The sequence below is a fragment of the Streptomyces sp. NPDC001194 genome, from assembly GCF_042896985.1.
Classification (GTDB): domain Bacteria; phylum Actinomycetota; class Actinomycetes; order Streptomycetales; family Streptomycetaceae; genus Streptomyces.
Window position 1 is genome coordinate 1 of record NZ_JBIAXU010000024.1, and the last position, 21,711, is coordinate 21,711.

General features: G+C 72.9%; 19 protein-coding genes. 5 read left to right on the forward strand and 14 right to left on the reverse strand.

What is annotated here, in order from left to right; translation table 11 throughout:
• Window positions 1-90 precede the first annotated feature (90 nt).
• The 8 genes from ACFY1T_RS32105 to rsmI form a co-directional block, all read right to left on the reverse strand.
• Window positions 91-1,890 (reverse strand): ABC-F family ATP-binding cassette domain-containing protein, encoded by a 1,800-nt coding sequence (locus ACFY1T_RS32105; RefSeq protein WP_390791311.1) that lies wholly within the window; start codon window positions 1,888-1,890, stop codon window positions 91-93.
• Window positions 1,891-1,917: 27 nt separating this feature from the next.
• A complete protein-coding gene (locus ACFY1T_RS32110; RefSeq protein ID WP_390791312.1) occupies window positions 1,918-3,249 on the reverse strand; it encodes an acyltransferase family protein in 1,332 nt (443 codons plus the stop codon).
• 74 nt (window positions 3,250-3,323) lie between these two features.
• On the reverse strand, window positions 3,324-4,223 hold the full coding sequence (locus ACFY1T_RS32115; RefSeq protein ID WP_390791398.1) for a 4-(cytidine 5'-diphospho)-2-C-methyl-D-erythritol kinase: 900 nt from the start codon (window positions 4,221-4,223) through the stop codon (window positions 3,324-3,326).
• A gap of 5 nt (window positions 4,224-4,228) precedes the next feature.
• Window positions 4,229-5,152 (reverse strand): 16S rRNA (adenine(1518)-N(6)/adenine(1519)-N(6))-dimethyltransferase RsmA, encoded by a 924-nt coding sequence (rsmA, locus tag ACFY1T_RS32120; protein ID WP_390791313.1) that lies wholly within the window; start codon window positions 5,150-5,152, stop codon window positions 4,229-4,231.
• The gene (locus tag ACFY1T_RS32125; protein WP_390791314.1) at window positions 5,149-6,576 is read right to left on the reverse strand and encodes a ubiquitin-like domain-containing protein; all 1,428 of its coding nucleotides are present in this window, start codon (window positions 6,574-6,576) and stop codon (window positions 5,149-5,151) included. Before ACFY1T_RS32125 ends, rsmA begins: the two co-directional genes overlap by 4 nt.
• Before the next feature lie 143 nt (window positions 6,577-6,719).
• Window positions 6,720-7,595, reverse strand: coding sequence for a TatD family hydrolase (locus ACFY1T_RS32130; RefSeq protein ID WP_390791315.1), 876 nt, complete (start codon window positions 7,593-7,595; stop codon window positions 6,720-6,722).
• Window positions 7,596-7,667: 72 nt separating this feature from the next.
• Complete coding sequence (locus tag ACFY1T_RS32135) at window positions 7,668-8,168, reverse strand: hypothetical protein (RefSeq protein ID WP_390791316.1); 501 nt, start codon at window positions 8,166-8,168, stop codon at window positions 7,668-7,670.
• A gap of 161 nt (window positions 8,169-8,329) precedes the next feature.
• Window positions 8,330-9,178, reverse strand: a complete 849-nt coding sequence (gene rsmI / locus ACFY1T_RS32140) for a 16S rRNA (cytidine(1402)-2'-O)-methyltransferase (protein WP_390791399.1) — start codon at window positions 9,176-9,178, stop codon at window positions 8,330-8,332.
• A 317-nt stretch (window positions 9,179-9,495) separates the two neighbouring features.
• Here rsmI and ACFY1T_RS32145 point away from each other — a divergent pair, with 317 nt between their 5' ends.
• From ACFY1T_RS32145 to ACFY1T_RS32160, 4 genes are all read left to right on the forward strand, one after another.
• Window positions 9,496-11,292: a dolichyl-phosphate-mannose--protein mannosyltransferase gene (locus ACFY1T_RS32145; protein ID WP_390791317.1), complete on the forward strand. Its 1,797-nt coding sequence runs from the start codon at window positions 9,496-9,498 to the stop codon at window positions 11,290-11,292.
• A gap of 91 nt (window positions 11,293-11,383) precedes the next feature.
• Complete coding sequence (locus ACFY1T_RS32150; RefSeq protein WP_390791318.1) at window positions 11,384-11,590, forward strand: hypothetical protein; 207 nt, start codon at window positions 11,384-11,386, stop codon at window positions 11,588-11,590.
• A gap of 121 nt (window positions 11,591-11,711) precedes the next feature.
• On the forward strand, window positions 11,712-13,346 hold the full coding sequence (locus ACFY1T_RS32155; RefSeq protein WP_390791319.1) for a penicillin-binding transpeptidase domain-containing protein: 1,635 nt from the start codon (window positions 11,712-11,714) through the stop codon (window positions 13,344-13,346).
• A gap of 142 nt (window positions 13,347-13,488) precedes the next feature.
• On the forward strand, window positions 13,489-13,962 hold the full coding sequence (locus ACFY1T_RS32160) for a YbaK/EbsC family protein (RefSeq protein WP_390791320.1): 474 nt from the start codon (window positions 13,489-13,491) through the stop codon (window positions 13,960-13,962).
• Between the two features lie 70 nt (window positions 13,963-14,032).
• On the opposite strand, the gene ACFY1T_RS32165 is transcribed toward ACFY1T_RS32160, so the two are convergent.
• The 4 genes from ACFY1T_RS32165 to ACFY1T_RS32180 form a co-directional block, all read right to left on the reverse strand.
• Window positions 14,033-15,211: a serine hydrolase domain-containing protein gene (locus ACFY1T_RS32165; protein ID WP_390791321.1), complete on the reverse strand. Its 1,179-nt coding sequence runs from the start codon at window positions 15,209-15,211 to the stop codon at window positions 14,033-14,035.
• A gap of 107 nt (window positions 15,212-15,318) precedes the next feature.
• Entirely contained in the window at window positions 15,319-16,113 is a 795-nt protein-coding gene (locus tag ACFY1T_RS32170) for an energy-coupling factor ABC transporter ATP-binding protein (RefSeq protein ID WP_390791322.1), read from the reverse strand.
• The gene (gene cbiQ / locus ACFY1T_RS32175) at window positions 16,101-16,862 is read right to left on the reverse strand and encodes a cobalt ECF transporter T component CbiQ (protein WP_390791323.1); all 762 of its coding nucleotides are present in this window, start codon (window positions 16,860-16,862) and stop codon (window positions 16,101-16,103) included. Before cbiQ ends, ACFY1T_RS32170 begins: the two co-directional genes overlap by 13 nt.
• 1 nt (window position 16,863) lies before the next feature.
• Window positions 16,864-17,922, reverse strand: a complete 1,059-nt coding sequence (locus tag ACFY1T_RS32180; RefSeq protein ID WP_390791324.1) for an energy-coupling factor ABC transporter permease — start codon at window positions 17,920-17,922, stop codon at window positions 16,864-16,866.
• 181 nt (window positions 17,923-18,103) lie between these two features.
• Between ACFY1T_RS32180 and ACFY1T_RS32185 the strand changes: the two genes are divergently transcribed.
• Window positions 18,104-18,523, forward strand: coding sequence for an SsgA family sporulation/cell division regulator (locus ACFY1T_RS32185; protein ID WP_390791325.1), 420 nt, complete (start codon window positions 18,104-18,106; stop codon window positions 18,521-18,523).
• Window positions 18,524-18,654: 131 nt separating this feature from the next.
• On the opposite strand, the gene ACFY1T_RS32190 is transcribed toward ACFY1T_RS32185, so the two are convergent.
• Window positions 18,655-20,856, reverse strand: a complete 2,202-nt coding sequence (locus ACFY1T_RS32190; protein WP_390791326.1) for an MMPL family transporter — start codon at window positions 20,854-20,856, stop codon at window positions 18,655-18,657.
• A gap of 113 nt (window positions 20,857-20,969) precedes the next feature.
• Window positions 20,970-21,572 carry a TetR/AcrR family transcriptional regulator gene (locus ACFY1T_RS32195; protein ID WP_051805598.1) on the reverse strand — a complete coding sequence of 201 codons (603 nt, stop codon included), beginning with the start codon at window positions 21,570-21,572 and terminating at the stop codon, window positions 20,970-20,972.
• Between the last annotated feature and the right edge of the window lie 139 nt (window positions 21,573-21,711).

The window sequence follows — 21,711 nt, forward strand, 5'->3', positions numbered from 1 at the left end:
CGCCACCATGCACAACCTCACCCTCACAGGGTGAAACAGCACGTCAGACACCGCTCCGGCCTGCCCGCGGCAGACCTTCTGCAACACCCTTTAGGCGTCCTCGGCCAGCTCCAGCCAGCGCATCTCCAATTCGTCCCGGTCCGAGATGAGTTCGCGCAGCTCGGCGTCGAGCTTGGCCACCTTGTCGAAATCGGTGGCGTTCTCGGCGATCTGCGCGTGCAGGTTCGACTCGCGGTCCGACATCTTGTTGAGCTGGCGCTCGATCTTCTGGAGCTCCTTCTTCGCGGCGCGCGCGTCGCCGGAGGCGCTCGACTTGGCGGCGGCGGCCGGGGCGGGCGCCGGGGCGGCCGCCTCGATCATCTTCTGCCGGCGCTCCAGGTACTCGTCCAGGCCGCGCGGCAGCATCCGCAGGCTCGCGTCGCCCAGCAGCGCCATCACCGTGTCGGTGGTGCGCTCGATGAAGAACCGGTCGTGGGAGATCACGATCATCGAGCCCGGCCAGCCGTCGAGGAGGTCCTCCAGCTGGGTCAGGGTCTCGATGTCGAGGTCGTTGGTGGGCTCGTCGAGGAAGAGCACGTTGGGCTCGTCCATCAGCAGCCGCAGGATCTGCAGCCGGCGCCGCTCACCACCGGAGAGGTCGCCGACGGGTGTCCACTGCTTCTCCTTGGTGAAACCGAACTGCTCGCACAGCTGACCGGCCGTCATCTCGCGTCCCTTGCCGAGGTCCACCCGGTCGCGCACCCGCTGCACGGCCTCGAGGACCCGCAGGGACGGGTCGAGTTCGCCGACCTCCTGGGAGAGGTACGCCAGCTTGACGGTCTTGCCGACGGTGACGGACCCGGCCGCGGGCTGGACGTCGCCCTGCGTACGGGCCGCCTCCGCGAGCGCGCGCAGCAGCGAGGTCTTGCCGGCGCCGTTGACGCCGACGAGGCCGACCCGGTCACCGGGGCCGAGGTGCCAGGTGAGGTGCTTGAGCAGGGTCTTCGGCCCGGCCTGCACGGTGACGTTCTCCAGGTCGAACACGGTCTTGCCGAGGCGGGCGTTGGCGAAGCGCATCAGCTCGGACTTGTCGCGCGGCTCCGGCACGTCGGCGATGAGCTCGTTGGCGGCCTCGATGCGGTAGCGCGGCTTGGAGGTCCGCGCGGGGGCGCCGCGGCGCAGCCAGGCGAGCTCCTTGCGCATCAGGTTCTGCCGCTTGGTCTCCTCGGTGGCGGCGATCCGCTCGCGCTCGGCGCGGGCGAAGACGTAATCGCTGTAGCCGCCCTCGTACTCGTACACGGTGCCGCGCTGGACGTCCCACATGCGGGTGCAGACCTGGTCGAGGAACCAGCGGTCGTGGGTGACGCAGACGAGCGCGGAGCGGCGCTCCTGGAGGTGCTTGGCCAGCCAGGAGATGCCCTCGACGTCGAGGTGGTTGGTGGGCTCGTCGAGGACGAGGAGGTCCTGGTCGGCGATGAGCAGCTTGGCGAGCGCGATGCGGCGGCGCTCACCACCGGAGAGCGGTCCGATGACGGTGTCGAGGCCCTGGCCGAAGCCGGGGAGGTCGAGGCCGCCGAAGAGCCCGGTGAGCACGTCGCGGATCTTGGCGTTGCCGGCCCACTCGTGGTCGGCCATGTCCCTGATGATCTCGTGGCGGATGGTGGCCGCGGGGTCGAGGGAGTCGTGCTGGGTGAGCACGCCCATGCGCAGGCCGCCGCTCTGGGTGACCCGGCCGGTGTCCGGTTCCTCCAGCTTCGCGAGCATGCGGATGAGGGTGGTCTTGCCGTCGCCGTTGCGGCCCACGACACCGATCCGGTCTCCCTCGGACACGCCGAGGGAGATGCCGTCGAGCAGGGCACGGGTTCCGTACACCTTGCCGACTGCCTCGACATTGACCAGATTGACGGCCATCAGACGCGCTCCAGGGAAGGGTGTGGATCAGCCCCTCAGCCTAACCCTCCGAACCGGCGCCGGGCGCTCCACCAGGAGCCAGCCTCCCAGAGCCATGCCGATGGCGGCGGGCGCGGTGACCGGCAGGGCGATCAGGGTGGCGCTGTGACCCTCCAGCAGGCCGCCGAGCCCGGTCATGGACAGGCCGAGGATCCCGAGCAGGCACAGGGTGATGCCGAGGGCGGCGCCGAGCCCGGATCCGGGCTCGGCGCCGCCGCGGCCGGGGGCCTCGAAGCGGCGGAAGAGGGCGACGAGTACGCCGGTCAGCGCGGCGGCGGCCAGCAGCCGGACGGGGACCTGGGCCCACCACGCGGCGGTGGCGGGGTCGGGCAGGCGCAGGCCGAGGCCGAGCTGGGCGGCGTACACGGCGAGCATGGCGGTGAGGTGCCAGAGGAAGGCGGTCATGGCGATCCCGTTGGCGGCGACGACCCCGCGCCAGACGCGGGGCCGGGCGAGCAGCGCGGCGGCGGGCGCCCCCAGCAGCTCCACCGCGCCGACGAGCCACGCCCCGTGCGCCAGGAGCGCGAGGGTGGGCGGGGCCATGTTGGACACCTTCTCGCCCGGCATCCCGACCATCGACAGCGGGTACGGCCCGTACGCGACGAGCAGCACGGCGCCGAGCAGCCCGGCGGCGGCGAGCAGTCCGGGGCGGGTGATCCGCCCGTCGGCGCGCAGGAAGCCCAGCTGGTGGACGGCGAGCCAGACGAAGCCGAAGTTCAGGAACTCGGCGTACGGGACGCCGAGCGCGAAGCGCAGTACGTCGACGGCGGCCGCGGCCCCGGCCAGCGCGGCGAAGGCCCCCCAGCCCCACCGCCGGTGGAGCTTCAGCAGCGCGGGGGTGAAGGCGACCATGGCGAGGTAGATCCCGATGAACCACAGCGGCTGGGTGACCAGCCGCAGGGCGGCCCCGGTCAGCTTCCCCTCCCCCGCGCCGGCGAGCTGTACGGCGAGCGCCCCGGCCGTCCAGACGAGGACGAAGACGAGGGTGGGCCGCAGCAGCCGCCGCAGCCGCGCCCGCAGGAAGGCCGCGTAGACGGGCCGCCCTTCGGCGCGCCCGGCCAGGGAGCGGTACGACAGCGCGTGCGAGAACCCGCCGACGAAGAAGAACACCGGCATGATCTGCAGGACCCAGGTGAGCACCTGGAGCGCGGGGACGAGGGCGAGCAGGTTCCCTATGCCGTCACCGCTGACGGCGGCCATCAGCCAGTGCCCGAGCAGCACGGTCCCGAGCGAGGCGACCCGCAACAGGTCGACGTACCGGTCCCGGCTCGCGGGCGTGGCCTCTGCGAGGTCCTTGATGCTGTGTGCGGCGTGTCCCATGGGTGCACGTTCCCGCCCGGGACCCGGGCGGGAACAGAGCGCGGATACTCACTTCGCCCTGGGTACCCGGAACCTCAGGCCGGGAGGACCGTCGCTCCCGGGGCCGGGCCGGTGGCCGTACGGGTGGTGCGGCAGGTGCCGGAGGCTTCCAGGGCCGCGGCCACCTTGAGGGCGGCTTCCGGGTCGCGGACCAGGAAGGCCGTCGTCGGGCCGGAGCCGGAGACCAGCGCGGCCAGGGCTCCGGCGGAGGTGCCCGCCTCCAGCGTCGCGGCCAGCTGCGGGCGCAGCGACAGCGCCGCCGGCTGGAGGTCGTTGGCCAGGGTCGCGGCGAGGGCGTCCGCCTCGCCCGAGGCGAGGGCGGCGAGCAGCTCCGGCGAGGCCTCCGGGACCGGGATGCTCCGGCCTTCGGCCAGCCGGTCGAACTCGCGGAACACCGCCGGCGTCGACAGCCCGCCGTCGGCGACCGCGAACACCCAGTGGAAGGTGCCCGCCTCGACCGGGGTCAGGAGCTCCCCGCGCCCGGTGCCCAGCGCCGCTCCGCCGACCAGGCTGAACGGCACGTCGCTGCCGAGTTCCGCACACATCTTCAGGAGCTCGGCGCGGGGCGTGCCCAGGCCCCACAGGGCGTCGCAGGCCAGCAGGGCGCCGGCGCCGTCGGCGCTGCCGCCCGCCATGCCGCCGGCCACCGGGATGTTCTTCGCGATGTGCAGGTGGACCGCGTCGGACAGGCCGTGGCGGGCCGCGAGGATCTCCGCCGCCCGCGCCGCCAGGTTCGTACGGTCCAGCGGGACCTGGTCCGCGTCCGGGCCGGCGCAGGTGACCGTCAGGGTCTCGGCCGGGGTGACCGTCACCTCGTCGTACAGGGACACCGCGAGGAAGACGTTGGCCAGGTCGTGGAAGCCGTCGGCCCGGGCCGCGCCCACCGCCAGCCGGACGTTGACCTTCGCCGGGACCCGTACGGTCACGCTCTTCATCTTGTTCACAGCGCGGGCCTCTCCGCCGCGGGCTTGTGCTCGGCGATCGCCGCGAACTGCTCCACCGTCAGGGACTCCCCGCGCGCCTGCGGGGACACCCCGGCGGCGACCAGCGCCTGCTCGGCGCCCGCCGCAGAGCCGGCCCAGCCGGCCAGCGCGGCCCGCAGGGTCTTGCGGCGCTGTGCGAAGGCCGCGTCCACGACGGCGAAGACCTCCGCCTTGGTGGCGGTCGTCTTGATCGGCTCGGCCCGCCGCACCAGCGAGACCAGGCCCGAGTCCACGTTCGGCGCGGGCCAGAACACCTTGCGGCCGATGGACCCGGCGCGCTTGACGTGCGCGTACCAGTTGGCCTTGACGGACGGCACCCCGTAGACCTTGTTGCCCGGCTCGGCTGCCAGCCGGTCGGCGACCTCCGCCTGCACCATCACGAGCGTGCGCTCGATGGTCGGGAACCGGTCCAGCATGGTCAGGAGCACCGGCACGGCCACGTTGTACGGCAGGTTCGCGACGAGCGCGGTCGGCGCCGGCCCGGGCAGCTCCTCCACCAGCATCGCGTCGGAGTGCACCAGCGCGAAGCGGTCCTTGCGCTCCGGCATCCGCGCCTCGATGGTGGCGGGCAGCGCCGCGGCCAGGATGTCGTCGATCTCGACGGCGGTGACCCGGTCGGCGGCCTCCAGCAGCGCGAGCGTCAGCGACCCCAGCCCCGGCCCGACCTCGACGACGACGTCGTCGGGCCGCACCTCGGCGGTGCGCACGATGCGGCGCACCGTGTTGGCGTCGATGACGAAGTTCTGGCCCTTCTGCTTCGTCGGCCGTACGCCGAGTACGGCGGCCAGCTCACGGATGTCCGCCGGCCCGAGAAGGGCGTCGGAGGTGGTGCCGGAGGTGGTGCTGGAGGTGCTCTCGGGCTGCTGCTCTGCGGTGCTCACCGGTAAAGCCTACGGCCGCAGTGGGGCCACGGGGTCGCGCCCCTTTGTACGTAGAGCTTCTTCGCCCGGTACGTCTGCTCCGGGCCCGGGGCGTCCTGGGGGCGGCCGGAGCCGCCGAGGCTCTGCCAGGTGCGGACGTCGAACTGGTAGAGGCCGCCGTACGTGCCCGAGGCGTCGGTGGCGGAGGGGCGGCCGCCGGACTCGCACTGGGCCAGCGCCCCCCAGTCGAGGCCGTCGGCCCCGGCGACGGAGGTGGGCAGCGGCCTCGTGCCGACCCTGACGAGCTGGGTGACCGGCTCGCGGACGGTCTCCTCGGCGACCATGCGGGGCTTCTGCCGGACCCCGTTGACCGTGCGCAGGACGTACGTGACCCGGCGCGCTCCGGGCCGGCCCGCCCGTTCGACGACCTCGGTGCCGGCGAACAGGGCGTCGTCCTCGGTCCGCTCGGTCTCGTACGGGATGCGCTCCTCGCGCACCTCTCGGGTGCCGGTGATGCGCAGCACGGTGACGGTCTGGCCGTCGCGCGGGAAGGAGGCGGGCGGGACGGAGGTGGTGTCCTGGCCCTGGAGGGTGATCCCGGCCTGGCCGAGGGCCTCCTGGACGGTGGCGGCGTTGGTGCGGATGGTGCTCTCGCGGCCGTCCGCCATGAAGGTGACGCTGCGTTCGGTGCGGACGGAGAGGGTGAGGCCGGCCCGGGGAACGGGGGCGGTGCGCGGGGCGGAGAGGTAGGCGCCCTCGACGCGGACGCCGAACTGGCGCAGGGCCCCCTCGACGGTGCCCGCGGTGGTCCACACCTGGCGGCTCTGCCCGTCGAGGGTCAGGCGCAGGGGGCGGCCGTAGCGGACGACGATCTCGTCGCCGTCGTCGAGGGCCTCGGTGCGGGCGGGGGCGACGAGGTCGTGCGGGCCGACGCCGAGGCCTTCGGCGGCGAGGAGTTCGTCGACGTCGTCGGCGAAGGTGTGCAGGGTCCGGGGCTCGCCGTCCACGGTGAGCCGTACGGACTTGTCGGCGGCGACGAAGGCCGTGGTGCCGCCGGCCAGGAAGGCGACGACCAGTGCCTGCGGGACGATCCGCCGCCAGCCGGCCTGGCCGGCGACCGTCCCGGCGGGAGCCCCGCGGCGCCGCCGGCCGGTCGGGGCGGCGGCCTGAGGGAGGCCGGGGCCGGGGTCCGGGCTGCGGCGGCGGCCCGTGCCGGGGCCCGCTCCCGGTACGGCGCCCACGGGCGCCGCGCGGTCCGCGCCGCCCCCGGTGGGTGCGGCGCGGCGCCGGCCGGTCGGGGCGGCGGGCGGGGGGCCCGCCTCGGCGATCTTGCGCCGCCGGGCGGCCCGCCGGTCCCCGGTGCGCGGGGCGGGCACCACGGCGGGCTCGGGGTCCGGGGCGACGGCCTCGTTCCCGTGCACCCCGGTGAAAGGACTCTCGCTCACGACGCTCGCTCCACTGGTCCGGCCCCATCGGTTCGGGCACGGCACCCTAGCGGACGTCCGTCACCCGCCAAAGTCGGACGGCTACCCAGCGTGTCGAAAGGGTGGGTGGTCCCGGGGCGTTTCGGACCCGCCCCGGCGGCCCCTCAGTAGTCGAAGGCGCGTGCCGTGTTCGCCGCCAGGGCGGTCGCCATCGCGTCCTCGCCGATCCCCCGGACCGCCGCCATCGCTCGTACGGTCAGCGGAATGAGGTACGGCGCGTTGGGCCGTCCGCGGTACGGCGCCGGGGTGAGGTACGGGGCGTCGGTCTCGACGAGCACCAGCTCCAGGGGGGCCACGGCCAGGGCCTCGCGCAGGGGAGCGGCGTTCTTGAAGGTCACGGTCCCGGCGAAGGACATGTAGTACCCGGCGGCGGCGCATTCGCGCGCCATCTCGGCGTCCCCGGAGTAGCAGTGGAAGACGGTCCGCTCGGGCGCGCCCTCCTCGCGCAGGATGCGCAGGACGTCGGCGTGGGCCTCGCGGTCGTGGATGACGAGGGCCTTGCCCTGACGCTTCGCGATCTCGATGTGGGCGCGGAAGGAGCGCTCCTGCGCGGCCATTCCGTCGGGTCCGGTGCGGAAGTGGTCCAGCCCGGTCTCGCCGACCGCCTTCACGTGCGCGAGCTTCGCGAGCTCCTCGATCTCGGCCAGCGCCTCGTCGAGGGCGGCCTCGCCGCCGCCCGCCCGGGCGCCCTGGCGCGACCATCCGTCGGGGTCCCCGAGCACGATGCGGGGCGCTTCGTTCGGGTGAAGGGCGACGGCCGCGTGGACGTTCTCGTACGCGGCGGCGGTCTCGGCCGCCCAGCGGGAGCCCTTCACGTCGCAGCCGACCTGGACGACGGTGGTCACGCCGACCGAGGCGGCCTTGGCGAGGCCCTCCTCGACGGTGCCGGCCTGCATGTCCAGGTGGGTGTGGGAGTCCGCCACCGCCACCCGGAGGGGTTCGGGCAGCGGCGGCGGGGTGTCCTTGGAGGCAGTGCTCATGGAGCCGATCTTATGACCGGGCGCTCAGGCCCTCAGGCCCACCGGCCCACCGGCCCTCAGGGCCATCGGCCCTCACGACCGGCGGAAGCGCCTCATCAGCCGCGAGAGCCAGCTCCCGCGCCGCGGGCCTTCGTCCGCCGACACGGGCCCGGGGGCGTCGTGCAGCGGGATCGTGCGCTGCTTCGGGGCCCTCGGGACGTTCGCCCCGGCCGGCACCGGGCCGGCGATCCCGGGCGAGATGCGGTGGTGGTAGAGCTTGTCGATCGTGCCGAGGACCGAGGACACCTGGCCTTCTCGCATGATCCGCACCACGTGCCCGTCGCAGTTGTGGCAGGTCGGGTTCGACAGCGGGGAAGGGACCCGTTCGCCCTGGACGGTGTAGATGATGAAGGGCTGGCCCTTGCCGTCGACGTGGTGCTCGATCTCGTAGCCCTGTTCCCAGGCGTATCCGCACTTCATGCAGGCGAAGGAGTAGGCCTCGTGCACGGTGTGCACACCAGGCTTCGGCAGGGAGACGGGTACGGCCACTGCGGGCGCGGGTACGGGTGCCGAGGTGTCTGCGATCTCACTCATGCCAGCTCCTCTTGTTCCACTGGTGCCATTGCCAGTGGACGCCTCTTCGGGCAGGAGCGCATCAGGCCCTGTCGACTGTTGGACGGTCTTTGGGCGACTCATGTCCCAAAGCGCCCGGTGCGCGGTCTGAGCTTTGCTTTTCAGGTTAGACCTTTACCGTCTTACAGCACCTTTTGAGCCGCATTCTTTGCCGCGACGACCGCGTCGAAGACCTCCCGCTTGGGTACTCCGGCCTCGGACGCCACCGCCGCGATGGCTTCTTTTCGCCGCTCCCCGGCCTCCTCGCGCACGCGCACCCTGCGCACCAGCTCCTCGGCGTCCACGTCGCCGGGCCGGGCCGCCGGTGCGCCCTCCACGACGACGGTGATCTCGCCGCGCACGCCCTCGGCGGCCCAGGCCGCCAGCTCGCCGAGCCCGCCGCGCTTGACCTCCTCGTACGTCTTGGTCAGCTCGCGGCACACGGCGGCCCGCCGGTCGGCGCCGAAGACCTCGGCCATGGCGGCGAGGGTGTCGTCGAGGCGGTGCGGGGCCTCGAAGTAGACGAGCGTGCGGCGCTCGCCCTCGACCTCGCGGAGCCGGCCGAGGCGCTCGCCCGCCTTGCGGGGCAGGAACCCCTCGAAGCAGAAGCGGTCGACCGGCAGCCCCGACAGGGCGAGCGCGGTGAGCACCGCGGAAGGCCCGGGCACGGCGGTGACCTTGATGTCCTTCTCGACGGCGGCGGCGACCAGGCGGTAGCCGGGGTCGGAGACGGACGGCATGCCGGCGTCGGTGACCAGCAGCACCCGCTTGCCCTGCTCCAGCGCTTCCACCAGCTCGGGGGTGCGCGCCGATTCGTTGCCCTCGAAGTACGAGACGACGCGCCCGGTGGTGTGCACGCCGAGCCCCTGGGTCAGCCGGCGCAGCCGCCGGGTGTCCTCGGCGGCGACCACGTCGGCCCGCTCCAGCTCGGCCGCGAGCCGCGGCGGGGCGTCGGCGAGATCGCCGATCGGGGTGCCGGCGAGCACGAGCACGCCCGCGGAGCCCGCGGGGGCGGAGGTCGAGGAGGGGGTTTCGGAGCCGGTGGGCTGGTCAGTCGTCACCCGCCCATCCTCTCAGCCGTGGGCCCGGCAGACGTCATGCGTCCCGCCCGGCAGACCTCGGACGTCCGCCCGGCAGACCTCGGACGTCCGCCCGGCAGACCTCGTGCGTCCCACCCGGCAGACCTCGTGCGTCCCACCCCGCAGACCTCGGGCGTCCCACCCCGCACACGTCATCCGTCCCACCCGGCACACCGGCCGGGGCTCCCCGGCACTGGGGTTCCCACAGCCGCGTTCCCTACGATGACCCGGTGACCAGTACCGCGACGCCGCCGCCCAGCCCCGCGGGGGCCCCGCCCGCCCCTCCGGCGGGGCGCGTAGACCAGCCCTCCACCTGGCTGCGCCGCCTGCGCAGCTTCGGCTACGCGCCGCCCGCCGACGCCCGGCGCCAGGGCTCCGGGCGCGCGGACGTCCCGAGTCCGGACGTCCGCGCCCGCCTGGTGCCCCCGTACGCCCGGCCCTCCGCGCAGTTGTGGACGGCGCTCGGCGTGCCGCTCTCCGCGGCGGGCACCTGGCAGCGCGTGCTGGCGTGGGCGGGGCCGCTGCTGGTGGCGCTGGTGGCCGGGGTGCTGCGCTTCGTGCACCTGGGCAGCCCGAAGGCGGTGATATTCGACGAGACGTACTACGCCAAGGACGCCTGGGCCACCATCCGGCAGGGCTACGAGGCGAGCTGGCCCAAGGACATCGACAAGTCGATCCTCGCCAACCCCGACGGGGTCTCCCTCCCGCTGGACCCCGGCTACGTGGTGCACCCGCCGGTCGGCAAGTGGGTCATCGGGCTCGGCGAGTGGATGTTCGGCTTCACGCCGTTCGGCTGGCGGTTCATGACGGCCGTGCTCGGCACCCTGTCGGTGCTGATGCTGTGCCGGATCGGCCGCCGCCTGTTCCGCTCCACCTTCCTGGGCTGCCTGGCGGGCGCGCTGCTCGCGGTGGACGGCCTGCACCTGGTGATGAGCCGTACGGCCCTGCTCGACCTCGTCCTCATGTTCTTCGTCCTGGCCGCCTTCGGGGCGCTGCTCATCGACCGGGACCGGGCGCGGGCCAGACTCGCGGACGCGCTGCCGGTGGACGACGAGGGGCGCACCCGCCCGGACGTCACGGTCACGGAAACGCTGCGCCTGGGCTGGCGCCCGTACCGGATCCTGGCGGGCGTCTGCCTGGGCCTGGCGTTCGGCACGAAGTGGAACGGCCTCATCGTGCTGGCGTTCTTCGGCGTGCTGACCGTCCTGTGGGACGCGGCCGCGCGCCGCACAGCCGGGGCGGGCGCCCCGTACGCGGCGATGCTGCGCCGTGACGCGCTGCCGGGCTTCCTGTCGACGGTGCCGGTGGCGGTCGCGGTGTACCTGGCCTCGTGGACCGGCTGGATCCTCTCCCCCGACAACGGCAAGGGCGGTTACTTCCGCGACTGGGCCGCCAAGAACGACCAGCACAGCTCGCTGGCGTTCCTGCCGGAGTGGCTGCGCAGCCTGTGGCACTACGAGACGGAGGTCTACGCGTTCCACGTGGGCCTGACCTCGGGCCACACCTACCAGTCGAACCCGTGGAGCTGGCTGGTCCTCGGCCGGCCCGTCTCCTATTTCTACGAGTCCCCCGACCCGGGGACGGACGGCTGCCCGGCGACGGAGGCGGGCAAGTGCGCCCGCGAGGTGCTGGCCCTGGGCACCCCGCTGCTGTGGTGGGCGGGCTGCTTCGCGCTGCTGTACGTGCTGTGGCGGTGGTTCTTCCGCCGTGACTGGCGGGCGGGCGCGATCGCGTGCGCGCTGGCCGCGGGCCTGCTGCCCTGGTTCAACTACCAGGAGCGGACCATCTTCTTCTTCTACGCGGTGGTCTTCGTCCCGTACCTGTGCCTGGCGGTGGCGATGATGATCGGCGCCCTGCTGGGCCCGTCGGGCTCCTCGGAGCGCAGACGCGCGCTGGGCGCGATCGCGGCGGGCGTGCTGGTCCTCCTCATCATCTGGAACTTCATCTACTTCTGGCCGATCTACACCGGCGAGACCCTCCCGATGGACTCCTGGCGCGGCCGCATGTGGCTGGACACCTGGGTCTAGCCGCCCCGAGCCCGCCCGCGCGGGGTACGGCCCGTCACCGCTCGCGGCGGTGGCGGGCCGTACCCATGCTGGAAGGAGGAGGTGAAGCGCCATGCGCATACGAAGACTGCTGGGCCTCGCGCTCGCCACGGCGGCCCTGGCCGGCGCGAGCGCCCTCGGTGCCGCGACGGCGCAGGCGGCGGCGTCCCCGGCCATCACGTCCGCGGACTGCACGGCCCAGGGCGGAACGGTCAGGAACATCCCTTACGGCGGAACGGTCTGCGTGCTCCCCGACGGGACGCAGGTGAGGGTCGACTGACCGGCCGCGGTGTTCCGGTCTGGTAACAAGCCGTACGCGTTCGGTTTGCACAGCGTAAGGTCCGCACCAGAGGTTCTTTGAACACGTTCAGAGAATACGGGGAATCTGGGGAGGAACGTACGTGAACGGGGCGGCGAAAGGTGCCATCGTCGGCGGGGTGTTCCTCGCGATGCTCGGCGGCGCCGGGTACGGGGTGTACGCGCTCGTCGGGGACGGCGCAGACGAAGGCAAGGGCGGTGACACCGCCGTCCGGGCCGAGAAGGGCAGCGGGCCCGTCACGGACAAGGAGGCCGCGCAGACCGCGAAGGCCTTCCTCGCGGCGTGGGCGGCCGGGGACGCGCGGGCCGCGGCGGAGCTGACGAACAACGTGCAGGCCGCGCAGACCGCCGTGGCCGACTACCGGGCCAAGGCGTACGTGTCCAAGGCCGTGATCACCCCGGGGACGCAGGCGGGTACGACCATCCCGTTCGCCGTCGCCGCGGAGATCACGTACGAGGGCGCCACCAAGCCGCTGGCGTACGAGTCCAAGCTGACCGTCGTACGCGGGCTGACCAGCGGGAAGCCTCTCGTCGACTGGCAGCCCTCGGTGATCCACCCGCAGCTCCAGAAGGACGAGAAGCTGCGCGCGGGCGCGCCCGCGGCCCCGCCGGTCAAGGCCGTGGACCGGGGCGGCGAGGAGCTCACCGCCGAGAAGTACCCCTCGCTGCGGCCGGTCCTCGACCAGCTGCGCCAGGCGTACGGCGGCAAGACCGGCGGCAGGACCGGGGCCGAGCTGTGGATCGAGCCGGCCGCCCAGGACGCGCCGAAGCGGACCCTGCTCACGCTGGTGGAAGGGGAGCCGAGCACGCTGAAGACGTACCTGGACGCCAAGGTCCAGGCGGCGGCCGAGAAGGCCGTCGCCAAGTACCCGGAGTCCTCGGTGGTCGCGGTTCAGCCGACCAACGGGCACATCCTGGCCGTCGCCAACAACCGCAAGGACGGCTTCAACGCGGCGATGGAGGGGCGGCGGGCCCCCGGCTCGACGATGAAGATCGTGACGGCGGCGATGCTGATCGACCGGGGCAAGGCGGCGGCCGACCGGCCGGCGGAATGCACCAAGGACGCCTCCTGGGGCGGCCGTACGTTCCACAACCTGGACAACTTCGAGCTGCCGGGCGCGAACTTCGCGACCAGCTTCGCCAAGTCCTGCAACACCGCCTTCATCAAGCAGATCGACGACGTCGACGACGATTCGGCGCTGGCGAAGGAGGCCCGGGAGGTCTTCGGCCTCGGGCTGGACAACTGGAAGACGGGCATCCGGTCGACCGACGGCCAGGTGCCGGAGGCGAAGGGCGCGGAGGCGGCCGCCGAGTACATCGGGCAGGGCCGGATCACCATGAACCCGCTGAACGTCGCCTCGTTCACGGCCACCGCGCGCAGCGGGGTCTTCCACCAGCCGCTGCTCGTCTCGGCGGAGCTGGACGGGCGGCCGATCGCACAGGCCGGACGGCAGATGAAGCCGTCGGTCCAGCAGCAGCTGGTGCGGATGATGAAGCAGACGGCGAGCAGCGGCACGGCGGCGAAGACGATGGCGGCGGTCGGCGGCTCCGACAAGGGCGCGAAGACCGGCTCGGCGGAGGTCGACGGCGCGGGCAGCCCGGACAGCTGGTTCACGGGCTACAGCGGCGACGTGGCCGCGGCGGCGATGGTCGAGGCGGGCGGCCACGGCGCCGACGCGGCCGGCCCCATCGTTGCCTCGGTGCTGTCCGGGTCCTGACGCCGGGTCCCGGCGGGCAACGGCACGGCGGAACGGCGTGGCGTGAGCGGCCTGCCGTGAGCGGCCTGGCGGAACGGCGTGGCGTGAGCGGCCTGGCAGAACGGCGTGGCGCGAGCGGGAGGCGGGGCGCTAGCGTGCCCGCATGACGACCGGTACCCACCCCCGCTTCGCACAGGCCCTCGCCGAGCTGGGGCTCGACGTGGGCGTACGCACGTTCCCCGACGGCACCAGGACCGCCGCCGACGCGGCCGCGGCGATCGGCTGCGAGCTCGGCCAGATCGCGAAGTCGCTGGTCTTCGCGGCGGACGGGGTTGCGGTGGTGGTCCTGATGGACGGGGCCTCACGGGTCGACGTGGAGGCGGTCCGCCGGGAGCTCGGGGCGCGCGAGGTCACCCGGGCGGACGCCGCGCTGGTCCGGGAGACCACCGGCTACGCGATCGGCGGCGTGCCTCCGTTCGGGCACCGCACCCGGACCCGGGTCCTGGCGGACCACTCGCTGCTGGCCCACGAGGTGGTCTGGGCCGCGGCCGGAACCCCGCACTCGGTGTTCCCGATGCCCCCGCGGGAGCTGATCGCCCACGCCGGTGCCGCCCTGGCCGACGTACGCGAGCGCTGACCGTCCGGCCGCTCCCGGCCGGGCGCCGGGCCGTCGGACCGCCGGGACGCCGCGTGGCGGCGTCACCGGGTCACAGGGAGCCGCGCACCGCCCGGATCAGGGCCTGCGCCCGGGGATCGGCGGTCACCGACTTCGCGTGCGCGTTCGTCACGTACCCGAACGCCACCCCGGCCTCCGGATCCGCGAAGCCCAGCGATCCGCCCCGCCCCGGGTGCCCGAACGAGCCCGCCGACAGCAGCGGCGACGCCGGGCTGTGCAGCATGTACCCCGGCCCGAAGCGCGTGTTGACCACCAGCACCCGGTCCGGGCCGGCCGACAGCTCCGTACCCGCCAGCGCGCGCGTGTCGGGGGTGAACAGACCCACGCCGTCCTCCGTGTCCCCCAGCAGCGCCGCGTACACGCCCGCCAGGCCCCGCGCGGTGCCGATGCCCGCCGAGGCCGGGAGCTCGGCCGCCCGGAACTCCGGGGCGTTCTCGTCCGGCAGCGGCGTGATCGCCGCGAAGGCGCGCCGGGTCAGCGAGGAGGGGTCCTCCCACGCCTGCGAAACGTTCCTGCGCGGCCGCGTCCTGAGTCCGCCCGCCATACCGGCAGGCGGCTCCACCGGCCCCACGCGGCCTACCCGCCCCGTCGCCCCGGTCGGCAGGCCTATCCAGAACTCCAGCCCCCGCGGCCCCGTGACCTCCTGCGCCAGCCACTGTCCCAGCGAGGCGCCGGTCACCTGCAGCACCAGCTCCGACAGCAGCCAGCTGTACGTCTGCGCGTGGTAGCCGTGGGCGGAACCCGGCTCCCAGAAGGCCCGCTGTCCGGCGACCGCTCGGGCCCCCGAGACCCCGTCCACCGCCTGTGCGGGCGTCAGCGGGACGTCGAGCGCCGGCACTCCCGCCCGGTGTGCGAGCAGGTCCCGCACCAGCGTCCGCTCCTTGCCGCCCGCCTTGAACTCCGGCCAGTACGCCCCCACCGGCGCGTCCAGGTCCAGCAGCCCCCGCTGGTGCAGCAGTAGCGGCACGACCGCGGCCACGCCCTTGGTGGCCGAGCGCACCACCTGGGCCGTACCGGCCTCCCAGGGCTCCGCGCCGGGAACCCCGGCGCCGCCGTCGACGTCCTTGGGGCCCGCCCACAGGTCGACGACCTTCCGGCCGTCCCGGTACACGGCCACCGCCGCGCCCCGGTCCCCGAGCACCTCGAAGTTGCGTACGAAAGCGTCCCGGACGGCCTCGAAGCCCTCGGCCACGGTCCCGTTGACGTCCACGTCCCTGCTCCTCGTTCACCGCGGGTGCCGCCTGGTCGGTCCGCCCGAAGAGTCCAACACGGACCGGCTCCGTCTCCTTCCCCGGGGCCCGCGGGAAACGGCGCCGGTCAGTGCGGGGGCCGCGCCAGGGAGGGCGTGCGCGGGTCGAACCCGAACGGCAGCTCCAGCCGGTGCGCCCGCATCAGTTCCTCGTCGCACATCAGGTCCTGCGTGCGCCCGTCGGCGGCGATGACCCCCTCGCTGAGGATCACCGACCGCGGGCACAGCTCCAGGGCGTACGGCAGGTCGTGGGTCACCATCAGCACCGTCACGTCCAGCGAGCGCAGGATGTCGGCGAGCTCGCGCCGCGAGGCCGGGTCCAGGTTGGAGGAGGGTTCGTCCAGGACCAGGATCTCCGGCCGCATGGCCAGTACGGTCGCCACCGCGACCCGGCGGCGCTGCCCGAACGACAGGTGGTGCGGCGGCCGGTCCGCGAAGGCCTCCATGCCGACCTGCTCCAGCGCCTCGCGGACCCGCGCCTCCAGCTCCGCGCCCCGCATCCCGGCGGCCGCCGGGCCGAAGGCCACGTCCTCGCGCACGGTCGGCATGAACAGCTGGTCGTCGGGGTCCTGGAAGACGATGCCGACCCGGCGCCGGATCTCGGCGAAGTTCCGCTTGTCCACCGGCAGCCCGGCCACCGTCACGGTGCCGACCCCGCCGCCGAGGATGCCGTTGAGGTGCAGCACCAGCGTGGTCTTGCCGGCGCCGTTCGGGCCGAGCAGGGCCACCCGCTCGCCCTGTCCGACGGTCAGGTCCACTCCGAAGAGGGCCTGGTGCCCGTCCGGATAGGCGTAGGCGAGGCCGGAGACCTCGAGGGAGGCGGGAGTGGCGGGAGTGGCGGGAGAGGGGGTCACAGGGTCCATCCCATCAGACAGACGGCGAGGGCCGCCGCCGGGAGTACGGCCGCGTACGCCCACTGGGCGCGCGTGGCGACGACTTCGTCGATCACCGGCATCGAGCCGGCGTAGCCGCGGCTGACCATCGCGAGGTGGACCCGCTCACCGCGTTCGTAGGAGCGGATGAACAGCGCCCCGGCGGTCTTGGCCAGCACCCCCCAGTGCCGGATCCCGCTGGCCTCGAACCCGCGCGAGCGCCGGGCGATCGACATCCGGCGCAGCTCGTCGGTGATCACGTCGCCGTACCGGATCATGAAGGAGGCGATCTGCACCAGCAGGGGCGGCAGCTTCAGCCGCTGGAGCCCGAGCAGCAGCGCGCGCAGCTCGGTGGTCGAGGCGAGCAGGACGGACGCGGCGACCCCGAGCGTGCCCTTGGCCAGTACGTTCCAGGCGCCCCAAAGGCCCGACACGCTGAGGGACATGCCGAGGACCTCCACCCGCTCACCCTGTGCCACGAACGGCATGAGCACGGCGAAGGCCACGAACGGGACCTCGATCAGCAGCCGCCGCAGCAGGAACCCGGCCGGGATCCGGGCCGCGGCCGCGACCACCGCGATGAGGAGGGCGTACAGCCCGAAGGCCCACACCGCCTCGCGCGGTGTGGAGACGACGACCAGGACGAAGGCGAAGGCCGCGGCCAGCTTGCAGTGCGGCGGCAGGGCGTGGATCGGCGAGTGGCCGTGCCGGTAGAGCTTGTGGGCGTGGCCCGCGCCCATCTCAGACCGCCGTGGACGCGGTCGAGGCGGCCGTCAGGTCCTCCGCGCGCCGGCGGCGCACGGTCCAGAAGATCCCGGTGCCGACGGCGACGGTCGCGCCCACGCCGATGACACCGGCGAGGCCGCCGGAGAGACGGGCGTCGTCGACGTCCTTGACGCTGTAGTCGGCGAGCGGGGAGTCGGCGCTGGCGTGCTCCTTCACGTTCTGGTCGATGCCCTTGTCGGCGGCGACCTTCTCCAGGCCGTCGGGGCTGGTGGAGGCGTAGAAGGAGACGAACCCGGCCAGGACGAGGGCGGTGATCAGGCCGGTGACCCAGACGGGCTTCGTGGACCGCGCGGGGGCGGGGACTGCGGCCGGCGCGGCGGCGGGGGCGTCGACCAGCTCTCCGCCGACGCGCAGCTTCAGCGGCGCGGCCAGCCCGCGCGCCCCGTGCACCAGGTCGGGCCGTACGGCCAGTACGGCGCCCACGGTCGCGGCGGTGATCGCGGCCTCCCCGATGCCGATGAGCACGTGCACGCCGACCATGGCGGTGAACACCTTGCCGAGCGGGACGTCGGTGGTCCCGCCGAGGGCGTACAGGAGGGTGAACATGACGGCCGCGCCGGGCACCGAGAGCAGCGCTCCGGCGAAGGCGGCGACGGTGACCGAGCGGCGGGTGCCGGGCAGGAGCTTGAGCAGCCCGCGGAAGACGGCGTACGCGACGACCACGGTCACCACGGCCATGTTCACGACGTTGACCCCGAGGGCGGTCAGCCCGCCGTCGGCGAACAGGACGCCCTGCATGAGCAGCACCACGGACACGCACAGCACACCCGTGTAGGGGCCCACGAGGATCGCGGCGAGCGCCCCGCCCAGCAGGTGCCCGCTGGTCCCGGCGGCGACCGGGAAGTTCAGCATCTGGACGGCGAAGATGAACGCGGCGACGAGCCCGGCCAGTGGCGCGGCCCGTTCGTCGAGTTCCCGGCGGGCGCCGCGGAGGCTGACGGCCACCGCGCCCGCGGCGGCGACACCTGCGGCGATGGAGACGGGGGCGTCGATGAAGCCGTCGGGCACATGCATGGGGCTGCTCCGCTTCCTGCGGTCTTTGAGCTGACAAAATCTTTAACCGTTTAAGAATAGTGCCCACTTGCAAACTGTTGGCAAGAGCGTCTGCGCCACAAATACCTCCGCGCGGATTCGTGGGAATGTGCGAGGCTGGGGGCAATACGGACTCATGTGTTCCGATTTGAGGAGTCTTGTCGTGCCAGCCACCGCCGAGAATCCCCCCGCGGCCGCCGTCGCCACCGCCGTCGCCACCGCCGTCGTCGCCTCCGTCGAGGACCGCGTCACCGCCCGCGTGATCAGCGACGACCCGCTCTTCCGGAAGATCCCGGTCGCCCTGCGCTTCGCCCCCGCGGAGCCGCTCGCCGTACGGATCGTCTTCCCCGCCGGGCTCTCCCCCGAGGGCACAGAGAACGAGTGGGTCTTCCCCCGGGCGCTCCTCGAGGCGGGCCTGCAGGCCCCGACCGGCACCGGCGACGTACGCGTCTGGCCGTGCGGCCGCGTCCAGGCGGTCGTGGAGTTCCACTCCCCCGAGGGCGTCGCGGTGATCCAGTTCGACATCGCCGCGCTGCGCCGCTTCCTGCGCCGTACGAACGCCGTCGTCACCCGGCAGGCGTAACGGGCCCGAACGGGACCGGACGGAACGGCACCGGACGAAACGGGACCGTGCGCATCGGGAGCGCGCGAAACGGGACCGGCCCCGCACCTGGTGATCAGGTGCGGGGCCGGCCGTCGTACGGGGACCGCGGGTCAGGCGTTGACCAGCTCGCGGTCCTTGTCCGGTCCGTCCGGGGAACCGGCGGAGCCTTCGAGGTGCTTGCGCAGGCTCTCGCCCTCCACGTCCACGTTGGGAAGCAGCCGGTCCAGCCAGCGCGGCAGCCACCAGGCCTTGTGGCCGAGCAGCGCGAGCACCGCCGGGACGATCGCCATGCGGACGACGAAGGCGTCGAAGAGGACGGCAATCGCGAGGCCGAAGCCGATCATCTTGATCATCTGCTCGCTGGCGCCGATGAAGCCCGAGAACACCGCGATCATGATGACGGCGGCCGCCACGACCACCCGCGCGCTGTACTGGAAGCCGGTCACGACGGCCTGGCCCGGGCGCTCGCCGTGGACGTACGCCTCACGCATCCGGGTGACGAGGAAGACCTCGTAGTCCATGGCCAGGCCGAAGACGACGCCCACCATGAAGATCGGCATCATGCTCATGATCGGACCGGTCTGCTCCACCCCGAAGAGCGAGCCGAGCCAGCCCCACTGGAAGACCGCGACGACGGCGCCGAGGGCGGCGACCACCGAGAGCAGGAAGCCGAGGGCCGCCTTGAGCGGAACCAGGATGGAGCGGAAGACCACCATCAGCAGGAGGAAGGCGAGGCCGACCACGAGCGCCAGGTAGGGCAGCAGCGCGTCGTTCATCTTCTGCGAGAAGTCGATGTTCATCGCGGTCGCGCCGGTGACGAGGACGTCCTCGCCGCTGCCGTCGCGGATCGTGTGGACCAGGTTCTCGGTCTCCACCGAGGACGGGCGGTCCTTCGGGATGACCGTGATCACCGCGGCGTCGCCGTCCTTGTTCGGGGTCGGCGGGGTGACCGCGGCGACGCCCTCCAGGCCCTTGATCCGGTCGACCGTCTCGTCGGCGAGCTTCTTGTCGCCGTCGACGACCACCATCAGCGGGCCGTTGAAGCCCGGGCCGAAGCCCTCCGACAGCAGGTCGTACGCCTTGCGCTGGGTGGTGGAGACCGGCTGGGCGCCGTCGTCCGGCAGGCCCATCTCCAGCTTGCTCGCCGGGATGGCGATGGCGCCGAGGCCGATGACGCCGACGAGCAGCACCATGATCGGGCGGCGCAGGACGAAACGGGCCCAACGGGTGCCGCCGTTGGCCTTGGGCTCGGCGCCGGCCGGCTTGCCCTTGCCGAACAGCTTGCTCTTCTTGCCCGCCGGCAGGACCTTCTTGCCCGCGAAGCCCAGGATGGCCGGGACCAGCGTCAGCGCGACGAGGACGGCGATGACCACGGTGCCCGCGGCCGCGAAGCCCATCTTGGTCAGCATCGGGATGTTGACCACGGCCAGGCCCACGAGGGCGATGACCACCGTGAGACCGGCGAAGACGACGGCGGAGCCGGCGGTTCCGACGGCCCGGCCCGCGGCCTCGTCCCGCGCCCGGCCCTCGGCGAGCTCCACGCGGTAGCGGGAGACGATGAAGAGGGCGTAGTCGATGCCGACCGCGAGGCCGATCATCATCGCGAGGGTGGAGGTGGTGGAGCCGAGGTCCAGCACGTTGGCGAGGGCGGTGATGGAGGAGACGCCGATGCCCACGCCGATGATCGCGGTCAGCAGCGGCAGCCCGGCCGCGACCAGCGAGCCGAAGGTGATGACGAGCACGATCGCCGCGATCAGGATGCCGACGATCTCGCCGGAGCCCGTCTCGGGGGCCGTCATCAGGGCGTCGCCGCCGATCTCGACGGTGAGCCCGGCGGCCTTGGCCCCGGCACCGGAGTCCTTGAGCGCGTCGCGCGTCTCGTCCTTCAGCTCCATGCCGCTGACGGTGTACTTGACGCTCACGTACGCGGTGGAGCCGTCCTGGCTCACCGCCTGCGCCTGGTACGGGTCGGCGACCGAGGCGACCTGGGCCTTGCCCGGTCCGCCCTTCAGGTCGGAGACGATCTTCTCGACCTGGGCCTTGTTCTTCTCGTCGTTGACCGAGGAGCCCGCGGGCGCCTTGACGACGATGCGGGCGGTGGCGCCGTCGGCGGCCATGCCCGGGAACTTCTTGTCCAGCACGTCGAAGGCCTTCTGGGCCTCCGTGCCGGGTATCGAGAACGAGCCGGAGGTGGGTGCGGACGCCGTCGCCGCGCCGAAGCCGGCGGCGAACAGCAGTGCCACCCAGAGCAGGGCGACGAGGCCTCGGCGCCGGAAGGCGCCTCTGCCGAGTCGGTAGAGGAAGGTAGCCACGGAGGCGGTTCTCCCGTTCAGGTCGTGGTGGATCCGGGACGGATCAGGGCGTGGAGAGCCGGCCCGACGACGAGAGCGGCGTGTCAGGAGCAGCAGGAACGAGTCGCGGGGACTCAGACGCCGAGGGCGGGGAAGACCACGGAGTCGATGAAGTCGGCAAGGAACGCCTGGTCCACGGACCGGTCCTCCATCAGCGGCAAGGCGATGAAGGCGCCGATCAGCATGTGCGGCACGAAACGGATCGCGGGACAGTCCGGGGCGATCTCGCCCCGCTCCACTCCGCGTCGCAGGATCTCGTCGAGTCCGGAGATCTCCGGCTCCATGAGCAGCCTGCGCAGTGCCTGGTGCAGTTCGGGGCTCGCGTGGACGGCGTGGGCGAGGCCCCGCAGCAGTGCGGTGTCCTTCGCCATCTGCGCGTTGTCGGAGAGCTCGACCATGCGGTGGAAGTCGCCGCGCAGCGTGCCCGTGTCGATCTCCCGGAGGGAGGTCGGCTGGGTGCACCGCAGGGCCTTGGCGACCAGCTCGGGCTTGCTCCCCCACTGGCGGTAGAGGGTGGCCTTGCTGGACTTGGTACGGGCGGCGACCGCGTCCATGGTCAGCGCCTCGTAGCCGACCTCGCGGAGGAGGTCGAGGACCGCCTCGTGGAGCTCGGCTTCCCGCTCGGGGGTGATCCGGCTGCGCCGCGACGAGACCTCTGGCGAGACTTCTTCGGGCATCTCCGTACCTCCCATCCGAACGAAACTGTTTCGTACACCGATGAGAATACCCCCGCCACCAACGAAACGAAACCGTTCCGTTTCGTTTCGTCGCGTGGCGTGGGTCACCCGTCGCGGGCATGGATCAGGTGTACGAGTT

Bases quoted from the DNA above. Each gene is read 5' to 3' on its own strand.
- ACFY1T_RS32105 (WP_390791311.1), bottom strand. From the start codon at position 1,890: ATGGCCGTCAATCTGGTCAATGTCGAGGCAGTCGGCAAGGTGTACGGA.
- ACFY1T_RS32110 (WP_390791312.1), bottom strand. From the start codon at position 3,249: ATGGGACACGCCGCACACAGCATCAAGGACCTCGCAGAGGCCACGCCC.
- ACFY1T_RS32115 (WP_390791398.1), bottom strand. From the start codon at position 4,223: ATGAAGAGCGTGACCGTACGGGTCCCGGCGAAGGTCAACGTCCGGCTG.
- ACFY1T_RS32130 (WP_390791315.1), bottom strand. From the start codon at position 7,595: ATGAGCACTGCCTCCAAGGACACCCCGCCGCCGCTGCCCGAACCCCTC.
- ACFY1T_RS32135 (WP_390791316.1), bottom strand. From the start codon at position 8,168: ATGAGTGAGATCGCAGACACCTCGGCACCCGTACCCGCGCCCGCAGTG.
- ACFY1T_RS32150 (WP_390791318.1), top strand. From the start codon at position 11,384: ATGCGCATACGAAGACTGCTGGGCCTCGCGCTCGCCACGGCGGCCCTG.
- ACFY1T_RS32160 (WP_390791320.1), top strand. From the start codon at position 13,489: ATGACGACCGGTACCCACCCCCGCTTCGCACAGGCCCTCGCCGAGCTG.
- ACFY1T_RS32170 (WP_390791322.1), bottom strand. From the start codon at position 16,113: ATGGACCCTGTGACCCCCTCTCCCGCCACTCCCGCCACTCCCGCCTCC.
- cbiQ (WP_390791323.1), bottom strand. From the start codon at position 16,862: ATGGGCGCGGGCCACGCCCACAAGCTCTACCGGCACGGCCACTCGCCG.
- ACFY1T_RS32180 (WP_390791324.1), bottom strand. From the start codon at position 17,922: ATGCATGTGCCCGACGGCTTCATCGACGCCCCCGTCTCCATCGCCGCA.
- ACFY1T_RS32195 (WP_051805598.1), bottom strand. From the start codon at position 21,572: ATGCCCGAAGAAGTCTCGCCAGAGGTCTCGTCGCGGCGCAGCCGGATC.